The 17,900-nt window shown below is 53.6% G+C and carries 22 protein-coding genes; 9 read left to right on the top strand and 13 right to left on the bottom strand.

Annotated features, from left to right (window positions below):
- Positions 1-15 precede the first annotated feature (15 nt).
- The 10 genes from hisC to B3729_RS01870 form a co-directional block, all read right to left on the bottom strand.
- Entirely contained in the window at positions 16-1,077 is a 1,062-nt protein-coding gene (gene hisC / locus B3729_RS01915; protein ID WP_286786909.1) for a histidinol-phosphate transaminase, read from the bottom strand.
- 4 nt (positions 1,078-1,081) lie between these two features.
- Positions 1,082-2,392, bottom strand: a complete 1,311-nt coding sequence (gene hisD / locus B3729_RS01910; RefSeq protein WP_074827905.1) for a histidinol dehydrogenase — start codon at positions 2,390-2,392, stop codon at positions 1,082-1,084.
- A gap of 122 nt (positions 2,393-2,514) precedes the next feature.
- Positions 2,515-3,150 carry an ATP phosphoribosyltransferase gene (hisG, locus tag B3729_RS01905; protein WP_019365667.1) on the bottom strand — a complete coding sequence of 212 codons (636 nt, stop codon included), beginning with the start codon at positions 3,148-3,150 and terminating at the stop codon, positions 2,515-2,517.
- Positions 3,151-3,156: 6 nt separating this feature from the next.
- Positions 3,157-4,422 carry a UDP-N-acetylglucosamine 1-carboxyvinyltransferase gene (murA, locus tag B3729_RS01900; RefSeq protein WP_010797295.1) on the bottom strand — a complete coding sequence of 422 codons (1,266 nt, stop codon included), beginning with the start codon at positions 4,420-4,422 and terminating at the stop codon, positions 3,157-3,159.
- A 22-nt stretch (positions 4,423-4,444) separates the two neighbouring features.
- Positions 4,445-4,684, bottom strand: coding sequence for a BolA family protein (locus tag B3729_RS01895; protein ID WP_010797294.1), 240 nt, complete (start codon positions 4,682-4,684; stop codon positions 4,445-4,447).
- A gap of 97 nt (positions 4,685-4,781) precedes the next feature.
- Complete coding sequence (locus B3729_RS01890; RefSeq protein WP_286786908.1) at positions 4,782-5,093, bottom strand: STAS domain-containing protein; 312 nt, start codon at positions 5,091-5,093, stop codon at positions 4,782-4,784.
- Positions 5,090-5,737, bottom strand: coding sequence for an MlaC/ttg2D family ABC transporter substrate-binding protein (locus tag B3729_RS01885; RefSeq protein ID WP_074827900.1), 648 nt, complete (start codon positions 5,735-5,737; stop codon positions 5,090-5,092). Before B3729_RS01885 ends, B3729_RS01890 begins: the two co-directional genes overlap by 4 nt.
- Positions 5,738-5,749: 12 nt before the next feature.
- The gene (mlaD, locus tag B3729_RS01880) at positions 5,750-6,226 is read right to left on the bottom strand and encodes an outer membrane lipid asymmetry maintenance protein MlaD (protein ID WP_286786907.1); all 477 of its coding nucleotides are present in this window, start codon (positions 6,224-6,226) and stop codon (positions 5,750-5,752) included.
- Entirely contained in the window at positions 6,226-7,020 is a 795-nt protein-coding gene (mlaE, locus tag B3729_RS01875) for a lipid asymmetry maintenance ABC transporter permease subunit MlaE (RefSeq protein WP_010797290.1), read from the bottom strand. Before mlaE ends, mlaD begins: the two co-directional genes overlap by 1 nt.
- Positions 7,020-7,829: an ATP-binding cassette domain-containing protein gene (locus B3729_RS01870; protein ID WP_074827898.1), complete on the bottom strand. Its 810-nt coding sequence runs from the start codon at positions 7,827-7,829 to the stop codon at positions 7,020-7,022. Before B3729_RS01870 ends, mlaE begins: the two co-directional genes overlap by 1 nt.
- Positions 7,830-8,039: 210 nt before the next feature.
- Here B3729_RS01870 and B3729_RS01865 point away from each other — a divergent pair, with 210 nt between their 5' ends.
- The 9 genes from B3729_RS01865 (at position 8,040) to B3729_RS01825 (ending at position 14,665) form a co-directional block, all read left to right on the top strand.
- Positions 8,040-9,014, top strand: a complete 975-nt coding sequence (locus tag B3729_RS01865) for a KpsF/GutQ family sugar-phosphate isomerase (RefSeq protein WP_010797288.1) — start codon at positions 8,040-8,042, stop codon at positions 9,012-9,014.
- Positions 9,015-9,159: 145 nt separating this feature from the next.
- A complete protein-coding gene (gene lptC / locus B3729_RS01860) occupies positions 9,160-9,732 on the top strand; it encodes an LPS export ABC transporter periplasmic protein LptC (RefSeq protein WP_010797287.1) in 573 nt (190 codons plus the stop codon).
- Positions 9,719-10,264: a lipopolysaccharide transport periplasmic protein LptA gene (lptA, locus tag B3729_RS01855; RefSeq protein ID WP_010797286.1), complete on the top strand. Its 546-nt coding sequence runs from the start codon at positions 9,719-9,721 to the stop codon at positions 10,262-10,264. Before lptC ends, lptA begins: the two co-directional genes overlap by 14 nt.
- Positions 10,261-10,989 carry an LPS export ABC transporter ATP-binding protein gene (gene lptB, locus B3729_RS01850; protein WP_010797285.1) on the top strand — a complete coding sequence of 243 codons (729 nt, stop codon included), beginning with the start codon at positions 10,261-10,263 and terminating at the stop codon, positions 10,987-10,989. The genes lptA and lptB overlap by 4 nt, the downstream gene beginning before the upstream one ends.
- A 107-nt stretch (positions 10,990-11,096) precedes the next feature.
- Positions 11,097-12,593: an RNA polymerase factor sigma-54 gene (locus B3729_RS01845; RefSeq protein WP_074827893.1), complete on the top strand. Its 1,497-nt coding sequence runs from the start codon at positions 11,097-11,099 to the stop codon at positions 12,591-12,593.
- A gap of 123 nt (positions 12,594-12,716) precedes the next feature.
- Entirely contained in the window at positions 12,717-13,025 is a 309-nt protein-coding gene (gene hpf, locus B3729_RS01840; protein ID WP_010797283.1) for a ribosome hibernation-promoting factor, HPF/YfiA family, read from the top strand.
- Between the two features lie 16 nt (positions 13,026-13,041).
- A complete protein-coding gene (gene ptsN / locus B3729_RS01835; protein ID WP_286786906.1) occupies positions 13,042-13,506 on the top strand; it encodes a PTS IIA-like nitrogen regulatory protein PtsN in 465 nt (154 codons plus the stop codon).
- A gap of 1 nt (position 13,507) precedes the next feature.
- Positions 13,508-14,371: an RNase adapter RapZ gene (rapZ, locus tag B3729_RS01830; RefSeq protein ID WP_010797281.1), complete on the top strand. Its 864-nt coding sequence runs from the start codon at positions 13,508-13,510 to the stop codon at positions 14,369-14,371.
- Positions 14,372-14,392: 21 nt separating this feature from the next.
- The gene (locus B3729_RS01825; RefSeq protein WP_010797280.1) at positions 14,393-14,665 is read left to right on the top strand and encodes an HPr family phosphocarrier protein; all 273 of its coding nucleotides are present in this window, start codon (positions 14,393-14,395) and stop codon (positions 14,663-14,665) included.
- A 14-nt stretch (positions 14,666-14,679) separates the two neighbouring features.
- Here B3729_RS01825 and B3729_RS01820 read toward each other — a convergent pair whose 3' ends face one another.
- The 3 genes from B3729_RS01820 to pmbA form a co-directional block, all read right to left on the bottom strand.
- Positions 14,680-15,561, bottom strand: a complete 882-nt coding sequence (locus B3729_RS01820) for a ZIP family metal transporter (protein ID WP_376748337.1) — start codon at positions 15,559-15,561, stop codon at positions 14,680-14,682.
- Positions 15,562-15,646: 85 nt separating this feature from the next.
- Positions 15,647-16,258: a superoxide dismutase gene (locus B3729_RS01815; protein ID WP_019365678.1), complete on the bottom strand. Its 612-nt coding sequence runs from the start codon at positions 16,256-16,258 to the stop codon at positions 15,647-15,649.
- A gap of 286 nt (positions 16,259-16,544) precedes the next feature.
- A complete protein-coding gene (gene pmbA, locus B3729_RS01810) occupies positions 16,545-17,894 on the bottom strand; it encodes a metalloprotease PmbA (RefSeq protein ID WP_286786905.1) in 1,350 nt (449 codons plus the stop codon).
- Positions 17,895-17,900 lie beyond the last annotated feature (6 nt).

Here is a 17,900-nt window from a genome sequence, read left to right as displayed (position 1 = left end):
CCGCTTCTTCTTCCATCAGGCGAGTCCGTAGCCCTTCAACGCCTCGATCAAAACAGCATTTTGTTCTGGCGTACCAATAGTGATACGCAAGAACTTATCGATTCGAGGCTTATTGAAATGACGCACAATGACGCGTCTTTCACGCAGTGCAGCCGCCAATTCAGCCCCCTCATACGAAGGGTGCTGAGCGAACACGAAATTTGCAGCAGAGGGCAGCACATGGAAACCCAGTGCTTCCAATTCGGCTACCAGCACCGTTCGGCTTTCAATCACTGCTCCGCACGTTTGACTGAAATAGTCCCTGTCTTCAAACGCTGCGACGGCGCCTGCCAGCGCCAACCGATCAAGCGGGTATGAATTGAAACTGTTCTTGACCCGCTCCAATGCTTCGATGAGATCGGGATGACCTACTGCCAGCCCAACCCTCAAGCCTGCCAGGGAGCGAGACTTGGAGAGCGTTTGAGTCACTAGCAGATTTGGATAACGACCCACCAGTGAAATAGCAGTCTCGCCACCAAAATCCACATAGGCTTCATCAACCACCACAACCGAGTCCGTGTTCTTTTGCAGAAGCGACTCGATGTGCTCCAACCCTACCAGACACCCTGTAGGCGCGTTAGGATTGGGGAAAATAATACCGGCGTTAGGCCGGATGTAGTCTTCCAGATTGATTTGATAGTGTTCATCCAGTGGCAACGCTTCGAATGGAATTTCATACAACCCACAGTACACCGGGTAGAAGCTGTAAGAAATGTCCGGGAACAGCAAGGGCGCCTTGTGCTGAAACAAGCCGTGAAAGATATGGGCAAGCACTTCATCCGAACCATTGCCTACAAACACTTGCTCGACATTGATTGAATAATACTCTGCTACCGCCTGCTTCAACCGATCCCCATTGGGATCAGGGTACAGCCGCAAGCCCTCGCCCAGTTCGGCCCGTATCGCATCAATAACCTTGGGCGAAGGGCCGTAGGGGTTTTCGTTGGTGTTGAGTTTTACCAGATTGGCAATCCTGGGCTGCTCGCCAGGTACATACGGCACCAGCTTCTCGACGAAGGGACTCCAGAATCGACTCATGACATCACTCCTTGATCCGGTATTCAGCGCTGCGCGCATGAGCTGTCAGGGACTCCCCACGCGCAAGCACCGAGGCGGTACGCCCCAGCACTGAAGCGCCATCCGCGGAACAAAAGATCAAGGACGAGCGCTTCTGGAAGTCATACACGCCCAAAGGAGAAGAGAAACGTGCAGTGCCGGACGTGGGTAGAACATGGTTGGGCCCTGCACAATAATCCCCCAGTGCCTCAGCGGTATAACGCCCCATGAAGATCGCGCCCGCGTGGCGAATGCCCGGCAACCAGGCTTCAGGATCAGCTACAGAGAGCTCCAAATGCTCAGGCGCAATGCGATTGACGACCTCGCAGGCCCGAGCCTGATCGGCAACATGAATCAGAGCACCTCTTCCTTCCAAGGACGTTCGGATGATTTCAGCACGCTCCATTGTAGGCAGAAGACGAGCGATACTTTCAGCAACCCTGTCCAGAAACTCGGCATCAGGACTGACAAGAATCGACTGGGCATCTTCATCATGCTCAGCCTGAGAAAACAGATCCATGGCGATCCAGTCTGGATCAGTCTGGCCATCACAGACCACTAGAATCTCGGAGGGCCCGGCAATCATGTCGATACCCACCTGTCCGAAGACATGACGTTTGGCCGTTGCAACATAGATATTGCCTGGCCCTACGATCTTGTCCACACGAGGGACGCTTTGCGTACCGTAAGCCAGTGCCGCTACTGCTTGCGCACCACCCACAGTAAAAACGCGGTCCACGCCTGCAATGCACGCGGCAGCGAGCACCAGCTCGTTGATTTCACCGCGAGGCGTTGGCACGACCATTACAACTTCAGCAACACCGGCAACCTTGGCAGGAATGGCGTTCATCAACACCGAAGAGGGATAGGAAGCCTTGCCGCCAGGTACATATAACCCAGCCCGATCAAGCGGCGTCACTTGCTGCCCAAGAACGGTGCCATCCGCTTCCGTATAACGCCAGGAGTCCTGCTTTTGCTTTTCGTGATAGCTGCGAACACGATCTGCTGCATGCTCAAGAGCATTTCGCTGCTCATCGGTAATGCGCGTAAGAGCCAACTCAAGTCTTTCGCGAGGCAGAATCAGATCAGACATTGAGCTAGCCTGGACGCCATCAAAGCGCTGTGTGAACTCCACCAGAGCTTCATCCCCTCGGGTGCGAACAGCCTCGATAATCTCCAGGACTCGCTGATTGACGCCAGCGTCAGAAACACTTTCCCAGCTCAGCAGATGATCCAGATGACGCGCGAAATCAGGATCGGCAGCGTCGAGTCGGCGAAGCGTAATCGGTGCGGTCATAGCGAAGCCTCTTATCAATGGCTAGTCTCAGGCACCGCTAGAGTATCAGCCCTGCCGTGCGGGTACCTGAGAAAATTGGCTATGACACGGATAGGCAGGCACGGCATCAGCCGTGCGAAAGGTCAGGCCTGGTGTCGCTCTTCGACCGTAGCACGCAGCACATCGATCAGCGCCTGGATACGCGCGTGCTGCATTTTCATCGAAGCCTTGTTGACGATCAATCGAGAGCTAACATGGGCAATCAACTCCTGTGGCTCAAGCCCATTGGCGCGCAAGGTATTACCTGTATCGACCACATCAATGATCTTGTCAGCCAACCCCACTAGAGGTGCAAGCTCCATGGAGCCATAGAGCTTGATGATATCGACCTGACGTCCCTGCTCGGCATAATAACGTTTGGCGATATTGACAAACTTGGTCGCTACCTTGAGGCGGCCACGTGGCTCTGGAGCATTTACTGCACCCGCTGTCATCAGCCGGCATTTGGCGATCTGCAGATCCAGCGGCTCGTAGAGTCCTTGGCCAGAGTGCTCCATAAGCACATCCTTTCCCGCAACACCCAAGTCAGCTGCGCCTTGCTCAACGTAGGTCGGCACGTCAGTCGCACGTACGATCAACAAGCGCACATCATCCAGACTTGTGGGGATGATCAGCTTGCGGCTTTTATCGGGGTCTTCAGTTGGGACGATACCCGCCGCCGCAAGAAGCGGCAGCGTATCGTTCAGGATTCGGCCTTTTGAAAGCGCGATAGTCAGCATGAGCCCTTAACCCGGAACACGGCGAATTTTAGCACCCAGAAGTTGTAGCTTTTCCTCGATGCACTCATAACCCCGATCGATATGGTAGATGCGGTCGATCAGGGTATCGCCTTCCGCTACCAGCGCAGCGATTACCAGGCTGGCCGATGCACGCAAGTCAGTAGCCATTACGGGTGCAGCCTTCAGGTGAGGAATGCCGGTTACGATGGCAGCATTACCTTCCACAGCGATCTGAGCGCCCATGCGAGTCATTTCATAGACGTGCATGAAGCGGTTTTCAAAGATCGTTTCAACTACCGTTCCTGTGCCTTCTGCCACAGCGTTCATGGAGATGAACTGCGCCTGCATATCTGTTGGGAATGCAGGGTACGGTGCAGTACGCACATTGACTGCCTTGGGTCGATTCCCTTTCATGTCCAGCTCGATCCAATTGGATCCAGTAGAAACGTGGGCACCTGCCTCTTCCAGCTTGAGCAGAACGGCTTCGAGAATGGAAGGATCAGTATCCTTGAGCTTGACGCGACCACGGGTAGCCGCCGCCGCAACCAGATAACTACCCGTCTCGATACGGTCGGGCAGTACGGAATAACGGGCGCCACCCAGACGCTCGACACCTTCTACCGTAATGGTATCGGTACCGGCACCTTCAATATGGGCTCCCATGGCGATCAGGCAATTGGCTAGATCCACGACTTCCGGCTCACGTGCAGCATTCTGGATGACGCTACGTCCTTTGGCCAGCGTTGCCGCCATCAGAACGTTTTCAGTACCGGTTACACTGACGGTATCAAAGAAGTAATGTGCGCCACGCAGGCCGCCCGCTGGAGCCTTGGCTTTGATATAGCCTGCCTCGACTTCAATCTGGGCACCCATCGCCTCAAGGCCGCGCAGATGCAAATCGACCGGACGCGAGCCAATGGCACATCCGCCGGGCAGTGCGACTTCGGCTTCGCCGAAACGAGCCAGCATCGGACCCAGCACCAGAATAGAGGCTCGCATGGTCTTGACCAGCTCATAGGGCGCTACAAGCGTCTTGATAGTCGAAGCATTTACTTCAACGTTGAGCTTTTCGTCGATAACCGGCTGCACCCCCATACGACCGAACAATTCGATCATGGTAGTGATGTCATGCAGATGCGGCAGATTGCAAACAGTTACAGGCGTATCCGCAAGCAAGGTGGCAGCCAGGATCGGCAAGGCAGAGTTTTTTGCGCCTGAAATACGGATCTCTCCGTTTAGGCTGGCGCCACCGGTAATAATCAATTTATCCATAGGTATCTCGGCGGCGCCGAACTCAAGCCCGTTCAGCCCAAGCGGCGCGCGTATAGAATTTCATAGTGACTGCATGGATGCTGCCATCAGCGATCAATGCATTGAGATGGGAATAGACTTGCTGCTGGCGCTTTACTGGGCTCATAGCAGCCAATTCATCGCCAATCAGGTTCAATTGGAAGTTGCAGCCCTCGCCTTCTACCTCAACCTGAGTTTCCGGCAGTTGTGCTTCCAATAAGCGTTTAACTTCTTCAGCCTGCATGTTCAACCTCCTGGCAGCCTATTCCGCAGCCAGACATAATACAAAAAAGCCCTCCAACTGCGAACCCCAAGGTTGCAGATAGAGGGCGATGGGATATTCAATGAGAGAGAGGAAGAATGTCCAGCAAACCGGACACACTTGCGATCTGCTTCATATCTGCAGGCAAATTCCAAACCTCAAGTTTTTTGCCAGCCTGCAACACATCACGTTGAAAGGACAGCAACAAGGAAAGCCCTGCACTGTTGGAGCGCTCGACACCAGCACAGTCGATCACGATCACATCGGTACTACTCTGCTGTATATAGCGCTGCCCTTCCTGACGCAGCGCTACCGTCGTCTGATGATCGAGAAAACCAGACAGCGTCATGACGCCCGGCACCTTCTCTCCTAGATGCGCCTGCGTACTCATGAGCCAGCCTGGGCCTTTTGAGCTTCAGGAGAGTTTTTGGCACGCGCCACGGTATTGGCCCAGCTATCGATAACCTTGTCCAGGTTATTGCCGTTAGCCTGCATAGATTGGGCAAACTGATCACGGAACAGCTTACCGATATTAATGCCGTTGATGATTACGTTACGCACTCTCCAACTGCCATTGATATTTACCATAGTATAAGAGACCGGATAGACAGTTCCGCGGCTATCACGTACTTCCATACCTACGCTAGTACGCTCGGGATCATTGTCAGTTGCTGGCAGAACCTTGATACCCTGATTGTTGTACTCCAACAGTGCGTTACCATAGAACTGCATCAGGCTTCGCTTAAAGTTCTCCTGGAAGCGAGCCATTTGCTCAGGCGATGCCTGACGACTGTACCTTACGGTCATGATGCTGCGGGAGATACCTTCGGCATCAACGACCGGACCAAGGATCTCGTTCAAAGAGTTATAGAAAGCATCTGGATTGCTCCGGTACGTTTCCTTGTTGGTTTGCAGATCAGACAGCAACTTATCTGTAGTCTGTTGAATGACATCGTGAGCCGAAGGCGCTGCAGAGGCCAGCAATGGCACTACGGCCAGCAAGGCCAGAACGCTGTTTCGCAATAATTTGAGCATGTCGTGTCCTTCTTACTTATCGCCAGACGAATCTTTGTTGACGGTGTTGAGCAGGAATTTGCCGATCAGATCTTCCAATACCAGCGACGACTGAGTATCACGAATAGTTCCGCCATCTTTGACAACCTCCTCATCCCCTCCCACGCTAATACCAATATATTTTTCACCCAACAGACCTGCTGTCAGGATGGAGGCGGTGGAATCGACCGGAATGTTATCGACCTGTTGGTCGATCTGCATGGTCACTCGACCACGGTAGCTATCACGATCCAGATCGATTGCGGTGACTCGGCCAATCGTGACGCCTGACATCGTGACTTTTGCACGTACGGTCAGACCGGCGATATTGTCGAAATAGGCATACGCTTTATAGGTGTCATTGTGCTCGACAACGCTCAAGCCACTCACTCGCAAAGCCAACAGCAAGAGAGCCAGCAAGCCAGCGAGCAGAAACAGGCCGACACCAATTTCCTGGGTGCGGGTTTGCATCAGATATCTCCAAACATCAAAGCAGTCAAAAGAAAGTCGAGACCCAGCACTGCCAGAGAGGCATAGACAACTGTTCGGGTCGTCGCGCGGCTGATCCCTTCGGAAGTAGCGTCGCAGTCGTACCCCTGGAACACGGCGATCCAGGTCACCACAAAGGCAAAGACAAGGCTTTTAATCATGCCATTGATGACATCCGCCATTTGGACGCTGTTCTGCATGTTGCTCCAGAACGAGCCGTCGTAGACGCCGAGCCAGTCAACCGCAACCATCGCACCGCCCCAGATACCTACAACACTGAAGATGGCCGAGAGCAGAGGCAAGGAAATAAAGCCCGCCCACAGGCGCGGAGCCACTATATATTTGAGCGGATCAACACCGATCATTTCGAGGCTGGACAACTGCTCTGTCGACTTCATGTTGCCGATTTCAGCCGTTAACGCGGAACCTGCGCGACCTGCGAACAGAAGCGCACTAACTACAGGGCCCAACTCTCTCAACAGGGTAAGCGCCACCATCTGCCCAACCGCCTGTTCCGAACCATAGGTAACCAGAATGTTATAGCCCTGAAGTGCTATAACCATACCGATGAAAAGACCGGAAACTAGGATGATGGGTAGCGATAAAACCCCTACCGAATAGAGCTGCTTGATCAGCAACTGTCCACCCTTGCCTGCGCCGGAGCGGCCAAACAAGGATTGCAATAGCAAAAGAACAGAACGACCGGCTGCAGCCAATACATCCAGGCCTGTGCGCCCCAATAAGCGGATGCGCTCAAGCAGTGAAATGTGACGCATTAGCGCCTCCCCAAAAGATCTTCGCTATAGTCAGGCGCTGCGAAATGGAACGGTACCGGGCCATCCGGGGTACCTTTTATGAACTGAAGCACTCGTGGATCAGACGACTCCTTGAGCTCTGCGGGGGTTCCTTGGCCCAGCACCTGTGTATCCCCGACAATGTAAAGATAGTCAGCGATACTTGCCGTCTCGGCCAGATCATGTGACACAACGATACTGGTCAATCCCAGTGCATCATTGAGCAGACGAATCAGGCGCACCAGTACGCCCATGGCAATGGGGTCCTGTCCCACGAAAGGCTCGTCATACATCAGGATCTGAGGATCCAATGCAATCGCCCGAGCCAAAGCCACCCGACGTTTCATGCCTCCGGACAGCTCATCGGGCATTAACTCGATAGCGCCCCGCAGACCGACCGCCTGAAGTTTCATCAGGACGATATCCCGGATCATCTCCTCAGGCAGCTTGGTATGAACCCGGAGAGGAAAGGCCACGTTTTCGAAAACATCAAGGTCAGTAAACAGTGCACCGCTCTGAAACAGAACGCCCATCTGCTTACGCACATTGAACAGGTCACTTCGAGACAGCGTGGGAAGATTGAGATTGTTAACCCATACCTCACCCTTTTCAGGGCGCAACTGGGCTGCAATCAAGCGTAACAGCGTTGTCTTGCCGCTCCCTGAAGGCCCCATAATACCGGTCACCTTGCCACGCGGGATGCGGATATCAACATTCTCGTAGATGGTACGCTCGCCTCGCTTGAAGGTAACGCCTTTAAGCTCGACCGCATACTCGCTATCGGTGTTCATCTAAACTCCTAGCTTACAGCCCTCCTGGCAGACGCATCGAATAGCATCCAAGGCACTTTTAAGGGCCTATTCGACAAGGACATAGCATAACATTTCAGCGCTACCTCCCCAACATGAACATAATTCAATCGTTTTCATAGGAGGGGGGATTGATTGTCGTTATAATTCTGCGTTTTCAATCAATCTGCTGCCCAGCAAACTGGTAGACAAATGACCCACGCTGCAAATTTCATCGAATCCGCAAATCGTACCATCAGCTATGAAGTGGAAGCCGTGAACGCATTGCGTGGGCGTATAGATGATCGCTTTGTCAAAGCCTGTGAACTGATGCTGGACTGCAAGGGCCGCATCGTTGTACTGGGCATGGGAAAGTCCGGACATATCGGCAATAAGATTGCGGCCACGCTGGCAAGCACAGGCACACCCGCGTTTTTCGTCCATCCCGCCGAAGCAAGCCACGGCGACATGGGGATGATTACCCAGGCGGACATTGTGCTGGCCCTGTCCAACTCTGGCTCTACCCCTGAAATAGTGACGCTCTTGCCACTTATCAAGCGACTGGGAATCACGTTGATCAGTATGACAGGCAATCCCCAGTCACCTCTGGCCCAGGCAGCTACTGTCAACCTGGACGCAGGCGTTGCCAAGGAAGCCTGCCCGCTGAATCTTGCACCGACCTCCTCCACCACTGCCAGTCTGGTTCTGGGGGATGCGCTTGCCATTGCCTTGCTCGATGCACGAGGCTTCACGGCTGAAGATTTTGCCTTTTCTCACCCCGGCGGCGCTTTGGGCCGACGCCTGCTTCTCAAGGTCGAGCATGTCATGCATAGCGGGAAGGAATTACCTCAAGTGCCACGAGGCACTTCGCTTAGCGGTGCATTACTTGAGATGTCCCAAAAAGGGCTTGGCATGACCGTCGTCACGGAACCTGATGGCCGACTGGCAGGTATTTTTACTGATGGGGACCTTCGGCGTGCGCTTGATCGCGGAATTGACGTACGCTCAACGACCATAGACCACGTCATGACGGAGCATGGTCGTACAGCACGCCCACAGATGCTGGCAGCCGAGGCATTGAAAGTCATGGAAGATCACAAGATTAGCGCCTTGGTTGTGGTCGACGAGAAAGATTACCCTCTGGGGGCATTGAACATGCACGACCTGCTTCGCGCAGGCGTCATGTGAATGCAGCTCATATCGAGAGACAGCCCATCATTGCTGCTGTATGGCAGTGATAGCACTCATAAATGCTTTACGTTTCAAATGGTACAGAGCCTTTGCCGTGCTTTATGCCGCCGTTTGACTACAATGCTTTTGCAGGCCTTTTGTCATGTTCCGTACACTGCGTAAACCTGTACTTTATGTCCTGATTGCCCTGGCGCTGGTCGCTATCGGTTACTGGAACCTCTTGCCGCAACGGTTTATCGATGACCCGGCAGGCAATGCCCAGACCGATAATGCCATTGATGCCTATGCAACAAATGTCAAAACGATCCAGTACCGTGCCGATGGAAAGGTACAATACGAGATGACAGCCGAACGGCTTGATCACGTTCAGGCCACCGATGTCACACTGGTTTCGAAACCCGATATGCTGGCATACCGCGGTACTGACCTGCCCTGGCATGTTCGCAGCGCAAGGGCCGAGGTGGCGCCAAAAGGTACACAGGCTGAGTTGATCGATGATGTAAGGGTCGAGCGTACAGACGAAAAGGGCCGCCCTATCGTGATGACGACGACGCGAATGACTGTTTTTCCTGACAAAAATTATGCGCAGACTGAGCAAGCCGTTAAGATTGAGGCCGCTAATAGCGTGACCACAGCGAAAGGCATGAAAGCGTACCTGAATGACGGCAGAATGCTCCTGCTGTCCAATGTAAGAGGCCAGCATGAGGTTCGTTAAATCTCTACCCCTTCTTTTAACCCTGGGCGCTACGTTCGGAAGCGTTAACGCCTGGGCTCTGCCTTCTGACCGCAACCAGCCCATCCGGGTACAGGCCGACAGCGCCGAACTCGATGACAAGCAGAACGTAGCGGTTTATCGAGGCGACGTCATCATTACCCAAGGCACGATGAAGATCACGGGTAACACCGTGACCATCACCCAGGACAACAACGGCAACATCAAGGTTGCAACTGCCGTTGGCAAGCCGGCTCACTATGAGCAGAAGCCATCTGCGGACAAAGATACGGTGAAGGCTTACGGCCTGACTATCCAGTACTATGCGGATGAAAACCGAATCGTTCTGATCGACCAGGCACGCGTTGAACAGCAAGGCAATACGTTCGAAGGCGAGAAGATCGTTTACGACACCCAGCGCCAGATCGTGAATGCTGGCCGTGCAAACGGTAACAAGATCACCACACCAAGACCGCGTATCGACATGGTCATCCAGCCCAAGAACAAAGACCAGCAGCCGGGGCAAGCTCAATGACAGTACTGCTCAAAGCCCAGCATCTGGCCAAGAGCTATAAGGGTCGCCAAGTGGTCCGGGATGTCAGCCTGACCATCGAAAGCGGCCAGATCGTGGGACTGCTCGGCCCTAACGGTGCGGGCAAGACGACATGCTTTTATATGATCGTAGGGTTGGTCAACGCCGATCATGGCCGTGTCCTAATCGATAACCAGGATGTCACCAACCTGCCTATGCACGGCAGAGCGCAGGCAGGTATCGGTTATCTCCCCCAGGAAGCATCGATATTCCGCAAGCTGACCGTGGCCAACAACATCATGGCCATCCTTGAAACACGCAAGGACCTGGACCGAAACGGACGCACCCAGGCGCTCGAGTCGCTGCTTCAAGAATTTCACATCACCCATATTCGTGACAACCTAGGCATGAGCCTGTCGGGTGGGGAACGTCGTCGCGTCGAGATTGCTCGCGCCCTAGCCACGGCGCCCAAGTTCATTCTGCTGGATGAGCCCTTTGCCGGTGTCGACCCTATTTCAGTGGGTGATATCAAGCAAATCATTCGCCACTTGAAAGCCAAAGGCATTGGCGTTTTGATCACGGATCACAATGTTCGGGAAACCCTCACAATCTGTGAGATGGCTTATATTGTGAATGACGGACAGCTGATTGCTGAAGGCGATGCCGAAAGCGTGCTGGCCAACGACCTGGTTAAGGAAGTTTATCTGGGGCACGAATTCCGCCTCTAGGCAAAAGGGTAAAAACCAGGCATATAATTTGCTCATCCCTACCAAATTATCTGGTGGGCTCCGTGGCGCAGTTCGCGTCTGTAGATTAAGGTGCTAAGCCCGCAGCCATGAAACCATCGTTAGTTTTAAAGATGGGCCAGCAGCTGACCATGACTCCTCAGCTGCAACAGGCCATTCGATTGCTTCAACTTTCGACGCTTGATCTCCAGCAGGAAATTCAGGAAGCCCTGGAATCCAACCCCATGCTCGAGCGGCAAGAAGAAGGCGATGATTTTGATCACAGCGACCCGCTTGCCGATGGCGAGGAGCTATCGAATCCTGGTAGCCAGGAGGTTACGTTCAAGGATACGGCTCCCTCGATAGAGACCTCTGAGTCGGACGAGTCCGAATGGAGTGACCGTATCCCCAATGAGCTTCCCGTCGATACCGCCTGGGAAGATATCTATCAGACAAGCGCGAGCAGCCTTCCGAGCTCTGACGACGATGAATGGGATTTCACATCCAGAACATCGACAGGTGAAAGTCTGCAGAGCCATCTTCTCTGGCAACTGAATCTGGCCCCGATGTCGGACGTGGATCGCATGGTCGCCATGTCGATCATCGACGGCATCAATAATGATGGCTACCTCGAAGAATCACTCGAAGACATACACGCCTCGCTAGATCCTGAGCTTGAGGTAGAGATTGATGAAGTCGAAGTAGTTTTACGCCGTGTTCAACAGTTCGAACCGGCAGGCGTAGGCGCACGTAATCTCAAGGAATGCCTGCTGCTGCAACTCAATCAGCTTCCAGGCAAAACACCACGGCTGGCGGAAGCCAAGCGCTTGGTCACAGATTATCTGGACGTCCTAGGCAGCCGTGATTACAGCCAGCTCATGCGCCGCATGAAGATCAAGGAAGATGAGTTACGTGACGTAATCGAGCTGATTCAAAGCCTGCACCCCCGACCAGGCTCCCAGATCGAATCAGGTGAAGCCGAGTACGTGGTTCCTGATGTCATCGTGCGCAAACACAATGACCGTTGGCTGGTTGAGCTGAACCAGGAGGCGGTGCCGCGGCTACGCGTAAACTCACAATATGCCGGTTTCGTGAAACGTGCCGACAGCAGTGCAGATAACACTTTCATGCGTAACCAGTTGCAGGAAGCTCGCTGGTTCATCAAGAGTCTGCAGAGCCGTAACGAGACCCTGATGAAGGTTGCGACGCAAATCGTCGAGCATCAGCGTGGCTTTCTAGAGTATGGCGAAGAAGCCATGAAACCACTCGTACTTCACGATATTGCCGAGGCGGTTGGCATGCACGAGTCCACAATTTCTCGTGTGACCACCCAAAAGTATATGCACACGCCTCGTGGCATATACGAATTGAAATACTTCTTCTCCAGTCACGTAAGCACGGCTGAGGGCGGTGAATGCTCGTCGACCGCCATTCGCGCCATCATCAAAAAACTTGTTGCCGCCGAAAATGCAAAAAAGCCATTGAGCGACAGCAAGATCGCTGGTTTACTGGAGTCACAAGGCATACAGGTCGCGCGTCGGACTGTAGCCAAATACCGTGAGTCGCTGGGCATTGCTCCATCGAGTGAACGGAAAAGGCTGGTCTAGACTTAGGCGGCTCGCCACGAGCGGACTGCGAGCGCGGGGGAAAGAGGCGCTTATCGCTCAACAGTGTTTCTTCGGCAGGCCTAATGCCTGCCTGTTACACCACGGCAATAAGGAGAACGCGGTATGCAAGTCAACATCAGTGGGCATCAACTGGATGTTACCGACTCCCTTCGCAGCTACGTTGGAGAAAAGCTCGCCCGACTTGAACGCCACTTCGATCGCATTACCAGTGCTCAGGTAATCATGCAGGTCGATAAACTGAAACAGAAAGTTGAAGCCACCTTGCATGTTGCAGGTGCGTCTGTCGTTGCAAATGCCGAACATGAAGACATGTACGCTGCCATCGACCTTCTCACCGATAAACTCGACCGCCAGTTGATCAAACACAAAGAGAAACAGCTCGAGAGGCAGCAAGGGTTGGGCGTCCGTTGAGACTTAACATCACCCTATGATTCGATTAGAAACCATTCTGACCCCTGGCCGCTCACACGTGAGCATGCCAGGGGTCAGTAAAGAAAGCGTGCTTCAGCAGATCTCTGAAATTGCTGCGACTGACTTGCCAGGGCAAGACGCTCACTCAATTTTCGAAAGCCTCATGGCCCGAGAAAAGTTAGGGTCGACCGGTTTCGGCAATGGAATAGCTATTCCTCACTGCCGCCTGAGTGGCTCCAAGGAGCCTATTAGTGTGCTGTGCCACCTGCAAACACCGGTAGACTTCGACTCACTCGACGGAGCGCCAGTAGACCTTATTTTCGTCCTGCTCGTACCCGAAGCCGCTACCGAGCAGCATCTGGAGTTGTTGCGCCAGATTGCAGCCATGCTGGATAAGGCTGAAATCCGCGACCGACTGCGCCATGCAACTACTAGCAATGGGCTCTATCAAATAGTTATCGACGCCCAAAGCGGTCATTAACATGCATCTGATTATCGTCAGTGGACGCTCCGGATCTGGCAAAAGCACAGCACTAGATGTGCTGGAAGACAACGGCTTTTATTGCATCGATAATCTACCTGCCGGTCTTTTACCGGACCTGTCCGAGCGCGCCCTGACTGAATCCGAAGGGGCTCAGTCTCAGATAGCCCTGTCTATCGACGCCCGCAACCTGCCTAGCCAGCTACAACGCTTTCCCGAGCTGCTTGAGCAAGTCAGATCACGTCATATCCGTTGCGATGTGCTGTATCTGGACGCAGATGATCAGACACTGCTCAAACGGTTCTCGGAAACCCGCCGTCGTCATCCGCTTACGAGCGAGTATCGTTCGCTGGCTGAAGCCATCGAGGATGAGCGTCAGCTGCTGATGCCTATTGCCGATCTGGCTGACCTGAAGATCGACACCACTCATCTGAATCTTTATCAGCTCAAGGACATGATCAAGCTACGCTTGCTCAATGCACCCGAGCCTGGCACTGCGTTTCTGATCGAGTCGTTTGGTTTCAAACGAGGCCTGCCGGTTGATGCAGATATGGTTTTCGATATCCGCTTCCTGCCCAATCCCTATTGGAAAGCAGAGCTCAGGGAGCTTTCAGGTCTAGATCAACCCGTGATCGAGTATCTGGAGGAGCAAACCGAGGTCGAAGAGCTCTACCAAGACATCTATAATTACCTGTCTAAATGGCTGCCCAATTTCGCCGCTAACAATCGCTCTTATGTAACGATTGCGATTGGCTGTACGGGAGGCCACCACCGCTCGGTTTACATTGCCCAGCGACTGGGAACAGCTCTCAAATCAAAACTGAAAAAAGTCCAGATTCGCCACCGCGACCTACCTGGACAATAGCGATTAAGGACACTCAACGTAATGCCCGCCCAAGAAATCACCATCATCAATAAGCTAGGGCTGCATGCACGCGCAGCGGCCAAGTTCGTCGGTGTGGCTGGGCGCTTTCCGTGCGAAGTCAGAGTCGGTAGAAGCCCTGAAAGCACAATCGATGGGAAAAGCATCATGTCTGTCATGATGCTGGCTGCTGGCAAAGGCACGATGCTTCACTTGGCAACGGAAGGCGAACAGAGCGAAGAAGCCTTGCAGGCATTGATTGAATTGATCAACAACCGGTTCGACGAAGGCGAATGATCGCCTACGCTCCCCTACCCTAATGCGGTATCCATTACCATCATCAGACAAAAACCAATGCCGAGCCCGACGGTGGCAGCACTGCGGTGACCCTTTTTAAGGTGCGCCTCAGGAATGACTTCGTGGGTTACGGCAAACAACATGGCACCTGCTGCCAGCGACAGCCCCCAAGGCAGCATCATCTGACTGAAATTGACCAGCCAGGCGCTAATGACTGCGAAAAGCGGCTCAACCAGCCCTGAGGCTGCGCCAATGCCCACCGCTTTATACCGGTTTACGCCCGCTCCAGCCAACACCAGCGCAATCACCATCCCTTCCGGAAAGTCCTGCAGGGCGATCCCAAGCGCCAGACTCTCTGCCCCTTCAACAGCACCACCTGCGGCTACACCGACAGCCATCCCTTCGGGAATGTTATGAAGAATAATGGCTGCAACGAACAGTAGGATTCGCGGCTCTACGGCGGAAATAGAATCACGCTGCTCTAACTCCTGCTCCGGCATGACACGCTCCAACCCTAGCATGCCAAGCACGCCTAGCATGATTCCACAGCTGACTACCGCTCCACTGCCCCACTTGGAATACCCTAGCGAGCCCCCTGCATCCAATGCAGGCAATAGAAGGGAAAAGGCAGTAGCCGCAAGCATGACGCCTGCACCAAAGCCCAACATGGTATTGGATAGACGCTCGGAGATACGGGAAAGCGCAAGGACAGGAAGCGCCCCGAGTGCAGTCCCTAATGCGCAAAGCATGCCGCCTTTGAGCGCATTCTGCATGGACGATGTTTGAAATAACGCTTGGAGTGCATCAAGTTGATGAAATGTGATCCCAATGCAAAGCAGGATAAGACACAACGTCAATCCGAGATAGCTTGAGAGAAAGGCCTGTATTGAGCGCATAAACCTGCCAAGGCAAGAAAGACAGGACTGGAAGACGCGGTGCAAGAATCCCTTACACCGCGAAGATCACGACGCTTGTACCCCGTTAGGCCATTGCTGCCTGATAGCGACGAGCAACTTCAGGCCAATTGACTACGTTGTAAAAGGCACCAATGTATTCCGGACGACGGTTCTGATAACGCAGGTAGTATGCGTGCTCCCATACGTCCAGGCCCAGAATAGGCGTATTGCCATTCATGATGGGGCTGTCCTGGTTGAGTGTACTTTCAACAACCAGTTTCTTTTCAGGCGTCACGCTCAACCATGCCCAGCCACTGCCAAAGCGAGACACCGCAGCCTTGGTGAAGGCTTCTTTGAATGCGTCCATACCGCCCAACTGGGAATCGATCGCCTGAGCCAATTCACCTTCCGGGTTACCACCGCCTTGCGGAGTCATAACGGTCCAGAACAGAGAGTGGTTGGCATGTCCGCCGCCGTTGTTTACTACCACACCACGCTTATCTTGAGGCAGCTTGTCCAGTTGAGTCAGCAGTTCTTCTACCGGCAAGGACTCAAGGCCGGTCCCCTCGAGCGCAGCATTCAGATTATTGATGTAGGTCTGATGATGCTTGGTATGGTGAATTTCCATTGTCTGCGCATCGATGTGAGGTTCCAGTGCATCGTAGGCATAGGGTAAAGCTGGAAGCGTATGAGGCATGATGTCGTCTCCTGATGTGAGAATAACTATCGTCTGCCTAAGGGCAGACCCGTGTTGCTCGAACGTTCACGTGTTTACTGCTGAGTGAAGCGCGCCAGTGAGGCTTGACGCTGAAAGTTATTAGCTATGGGTTAACTGGACAGAATTAAAGACCTGTCACCCCATAAAACCAGACTTCATAAGAAATGAGATTCTTTATCAATAACATATCTAACAGATTCGACAAACGAAAGCGACGTTTTACGCCTGCCTACAGTAGTTTGATTGGCAGGCGCAAAAGTTTGAATCAACGTCCGGCCAGAGTCATGGACTCAATCAGCACCGATCCGGTTCGAATACCACCGCGATGATCTACATCCGAACCGATCGCAACGATGTTGCGAAACATATCCTGAAGACGCCCCGCAATAGTGACTTCCTGCACCGGAAACTGTATTTCGCCGTTTTCGACCCAATAACCGGCAGCGCCCCGTGAGTAGTCGCCTGTTACCAGATTGACCCCCTGCCCCATGAGTTCGGTTACGAGAAGTCCTTTGCCCATGCGACGGATCAGGGCCGCCTGGTCATCACTGCCGTGACTGACAAACAGGTTATGCACGCCTCCGGCATTGGCTGTACTTTGCATCCCCAGTTTGCGGGCGGAATAGGTGCCCAGCAAATAGGAAACCAACTCACCCTTATCGATAAAGGGCTTGGCATAGGTCGCCAGTCCTTCATTGTCGAACGATGCACTACCCAATGCCCTAGGAATTAGTGGACGCTCATCGACAGATAACCACTCAGGGAAGAGCTGCTGCCCCATTGCGCCTTCCAGGAAGGTCGTCTTCCGATAGAGGTTGCTGCCAGAAATAGCGGCCAGGAAATTACTGAACAATCCTGAGGCCAGTTCAGGCGCAAACAGCACAGGAACCTGGGCCGTCGGAACCGGACGAGCCCCCAAGCGACTCACCGCCCGTTCTGCTGCGCGCTGACCAATATAGACAGGGTCCATCAGCTCTTCAGCCACACGATTGACGTCGTAAAAATAATCGCGCTGCATATGGCCATTACTTTCCGCAATCATGACGCAGCTCAGGCTGTGTCGACTGCTGGCATACCCACCGATAAAGCCATGGCTGTTGCCATAGATACGGCAACCCTGATGAGTGTTGAGGCTTGTCCCATCAGCATTGGTGATTTTGGGATTGGCTGCAAAGGCCGCTGACTCGCAAATAAGCGCTTTCTCGATCGCCTCGTCAGGCGTAATGCTCCAGGGATGGAACAGGTCCAGGTCAGGTAGGCTCTTGGCCATTTTTTCCGGATCGGCCAAGCCTGAATATTCGTCTTCGGAAGCGTGCTGGGCAATGGCAAGAGCCGCGGCTACGGTCTCACGGATAGCATTTTCGCCCGTTGCGGACGTACTGGCCGAGCCCTTGTGGTGCCCTACGTACAAGGTAATACCGAAGCCCTCATCACGATTGAACTCAACCGTTTCAACCTCGCCCTTGCGAACGGTTGTAGATAACCCCTGCTCAACAGATACCGAGACCTCACAAGCAGTGGCACCCTGCTGACGCGCCTCCGCCAAAATGCGCTCGACCTGTTCACGCAAGGCAGGTAAGGCAGCCGGGCCGACAGCTTCCACGGATTGATTCATGCTTCT

The organism is Pseudomonas sp. UBA3149 (assembly GCF_002364655.1).
GTDB classification, from domain to species: domain Bacteria; phylum Pseudomonadota; class Gammaproteobacteria; order Pseudomonadales; family Pseudomonadaceae; genus Chryseomonas; species Chryseomonas luteola.
Note: the sequence above shows the minus strand (reverse complement) of the source record. Positions and strands in the feature narration are given on the sequence as shown.

What these genes read in the sequence shown, in the direction of transcription:
- hisC (WP_286786909.1), bottom strand. Translation starts at nt 1,077, where the DNA reads ATGAGTCGATTCTGGAGTCCCTTCGTCGAGAAGCTGGTGCCGTATGTA.
- hisD (WP_074827905.1), bottom strand. Translation starts at nt 2,392, where the DNA reads ATGACCGCACCGATTACGCTTCGCCGACTCGACGCTGCCGATCCTGAT.
- hisG (WP_019365667.1), bottom strand. Translation starts at nt 3,150, where the DNA reads ATGCTGACTATCGCGCTTTCAAAAGGCCGAATCCTGAACGATACGCTG.
- murA (WP_010797295.1), bottom strand. Translation starts at nt 4,422, where the DNA reads ATGGATAAATTGATTATTACCGGTGGCGCCAGCCTAAACGGAGAGATC.
- B3729_RS01895 (WP_010797294.1), bottom strand. Translation starts at nt 4,684, where the DNA reads ATGCAGGCTGAAGAAGTTAAACGCTTATTGGAAGCACAACTGCCGGAA.
- B3729_RS01890 (WP_286786908.1), bottom strand. Translation starts at nt 5,093, where the DNA reads ATGAGTACGCAGGCGCATCTAGGAGAGAAGGTGCCGGGCGTCATGACG.
- B3729_RS01885 (WP_074827900.1), bottom strand. Translation starts at nt 5,737, where the DNA reads ATGCTCAAATTATTGCGAAACAGCGTTCTGGCCTTGCTGGCCGTAGTG.
- mlaD (WP_286786907.1), bottom strand. Translation starts at nt 6,226, where the DNA reads ATGCAAACCCGCACCCAGGAAATTGGTGTCGGCCTGTTTCTGCTCGCT.
- mlaE (WP_010797290.1), bottom strand. Translation starts at nt 7,020, where the DNA reads ATGCGTCACATTTCACTGCTTGAGCGCATCCGCTTATTGGGGCGCACA.
- B3729_RS01870 (WP_074827898.1), bottom strand. Translation starts at nt 7,829, where the DNA reads ATGAACACCGATAGCGAGTATGCGGTCGAGCTTAAAGGCGTTACCTTC.
- B3729_RS01865 (WP_010797288.1), top strand. Translation starts at nt 8,040, where the DNA reads ATGACCCACGCTGCAAATTTCATCGAATCCGCAAATCGTACCATCAGC.
- lptC (WP_010797287.1), top strand. Translation starts at nt 9,160, where the DNA reads ATGTTCCGTACACTGCGTAAACCTGTACTTTATGTCCTGATTGCCCTG.
- lptA (WP_010797286.1), top strand. Translation starts at nt 9,719, where the DNA reads ATGAGGTTCGTTAAATCTCTACCCCTTCTTTTAACCCTGGGCGCTACG.
- lptB (WP_010797285.1), top strand. Translation starts at nt 10,261, where the DNA reads ATGACAGTACTGCTCAAAGCCCAGCATCTGGCCAAGAGCTATAAGGGT.
- B3729_RS01845 (WP_074827893.1), top strand. Translation starts at nt 11,097, where the DNA reads ATGAAACCATCGTTAGTTTTAAAGATGGGCCAGCAGCTGACCATGACT.
- hpf (WP_010797283.1), top strand. Translation starts at nt 12,717, where the DNA reads ATGCAAGTCAACATCAGTGGGCATCAACTGGATGTTACCGACTCCCTT.
- ptsN (WP_286786906.1), top strand. Translation starts at nt 13,042, where the DNA reads ATGATTCGATTAGAAACCATTCTGACCCCTGGCCGCTCACACGTGAGC.
- rapZ (WP_010797281.1), top strand. Translation starts at nt 13,508, where the DNA reads ATGCATCTGATTATCGTCAGTGGACGCTCCGGATCTGGCAAAAGCACA.
- B3729_RS01825 (WP_010797280.1), top strand. Translation starts at nt 14,393, where the DNA reads ATGCCCGCCCAAGAAATCACCATCATCAATAAGCTAGGGCTGCATGCA.
- B3729_RS01820 (WP_376748337.1), bottom strand. Translation starts at nt 15,561, where the DNA reads ATGCGCTCAATACAGGCCTTTCTCTCAAGCTATCTCGGATTGACGTTG.
- B3729_RS01815 (WP_019365678.1), bottom strand. Translation starts at nt 16,258, where the DNA reads ATGCCTCATACGCTTCCAGCTTTACCCTATGCCTACGATGCACTGGAA.
- pmbA (WP_286786905.1), bottom strand. Translation starts at nt 17,894, where the DNA reads ATGAATCAATCCGTGGAAGCTGTCGGCCCGGCTGCCTTACCTGCCTTG.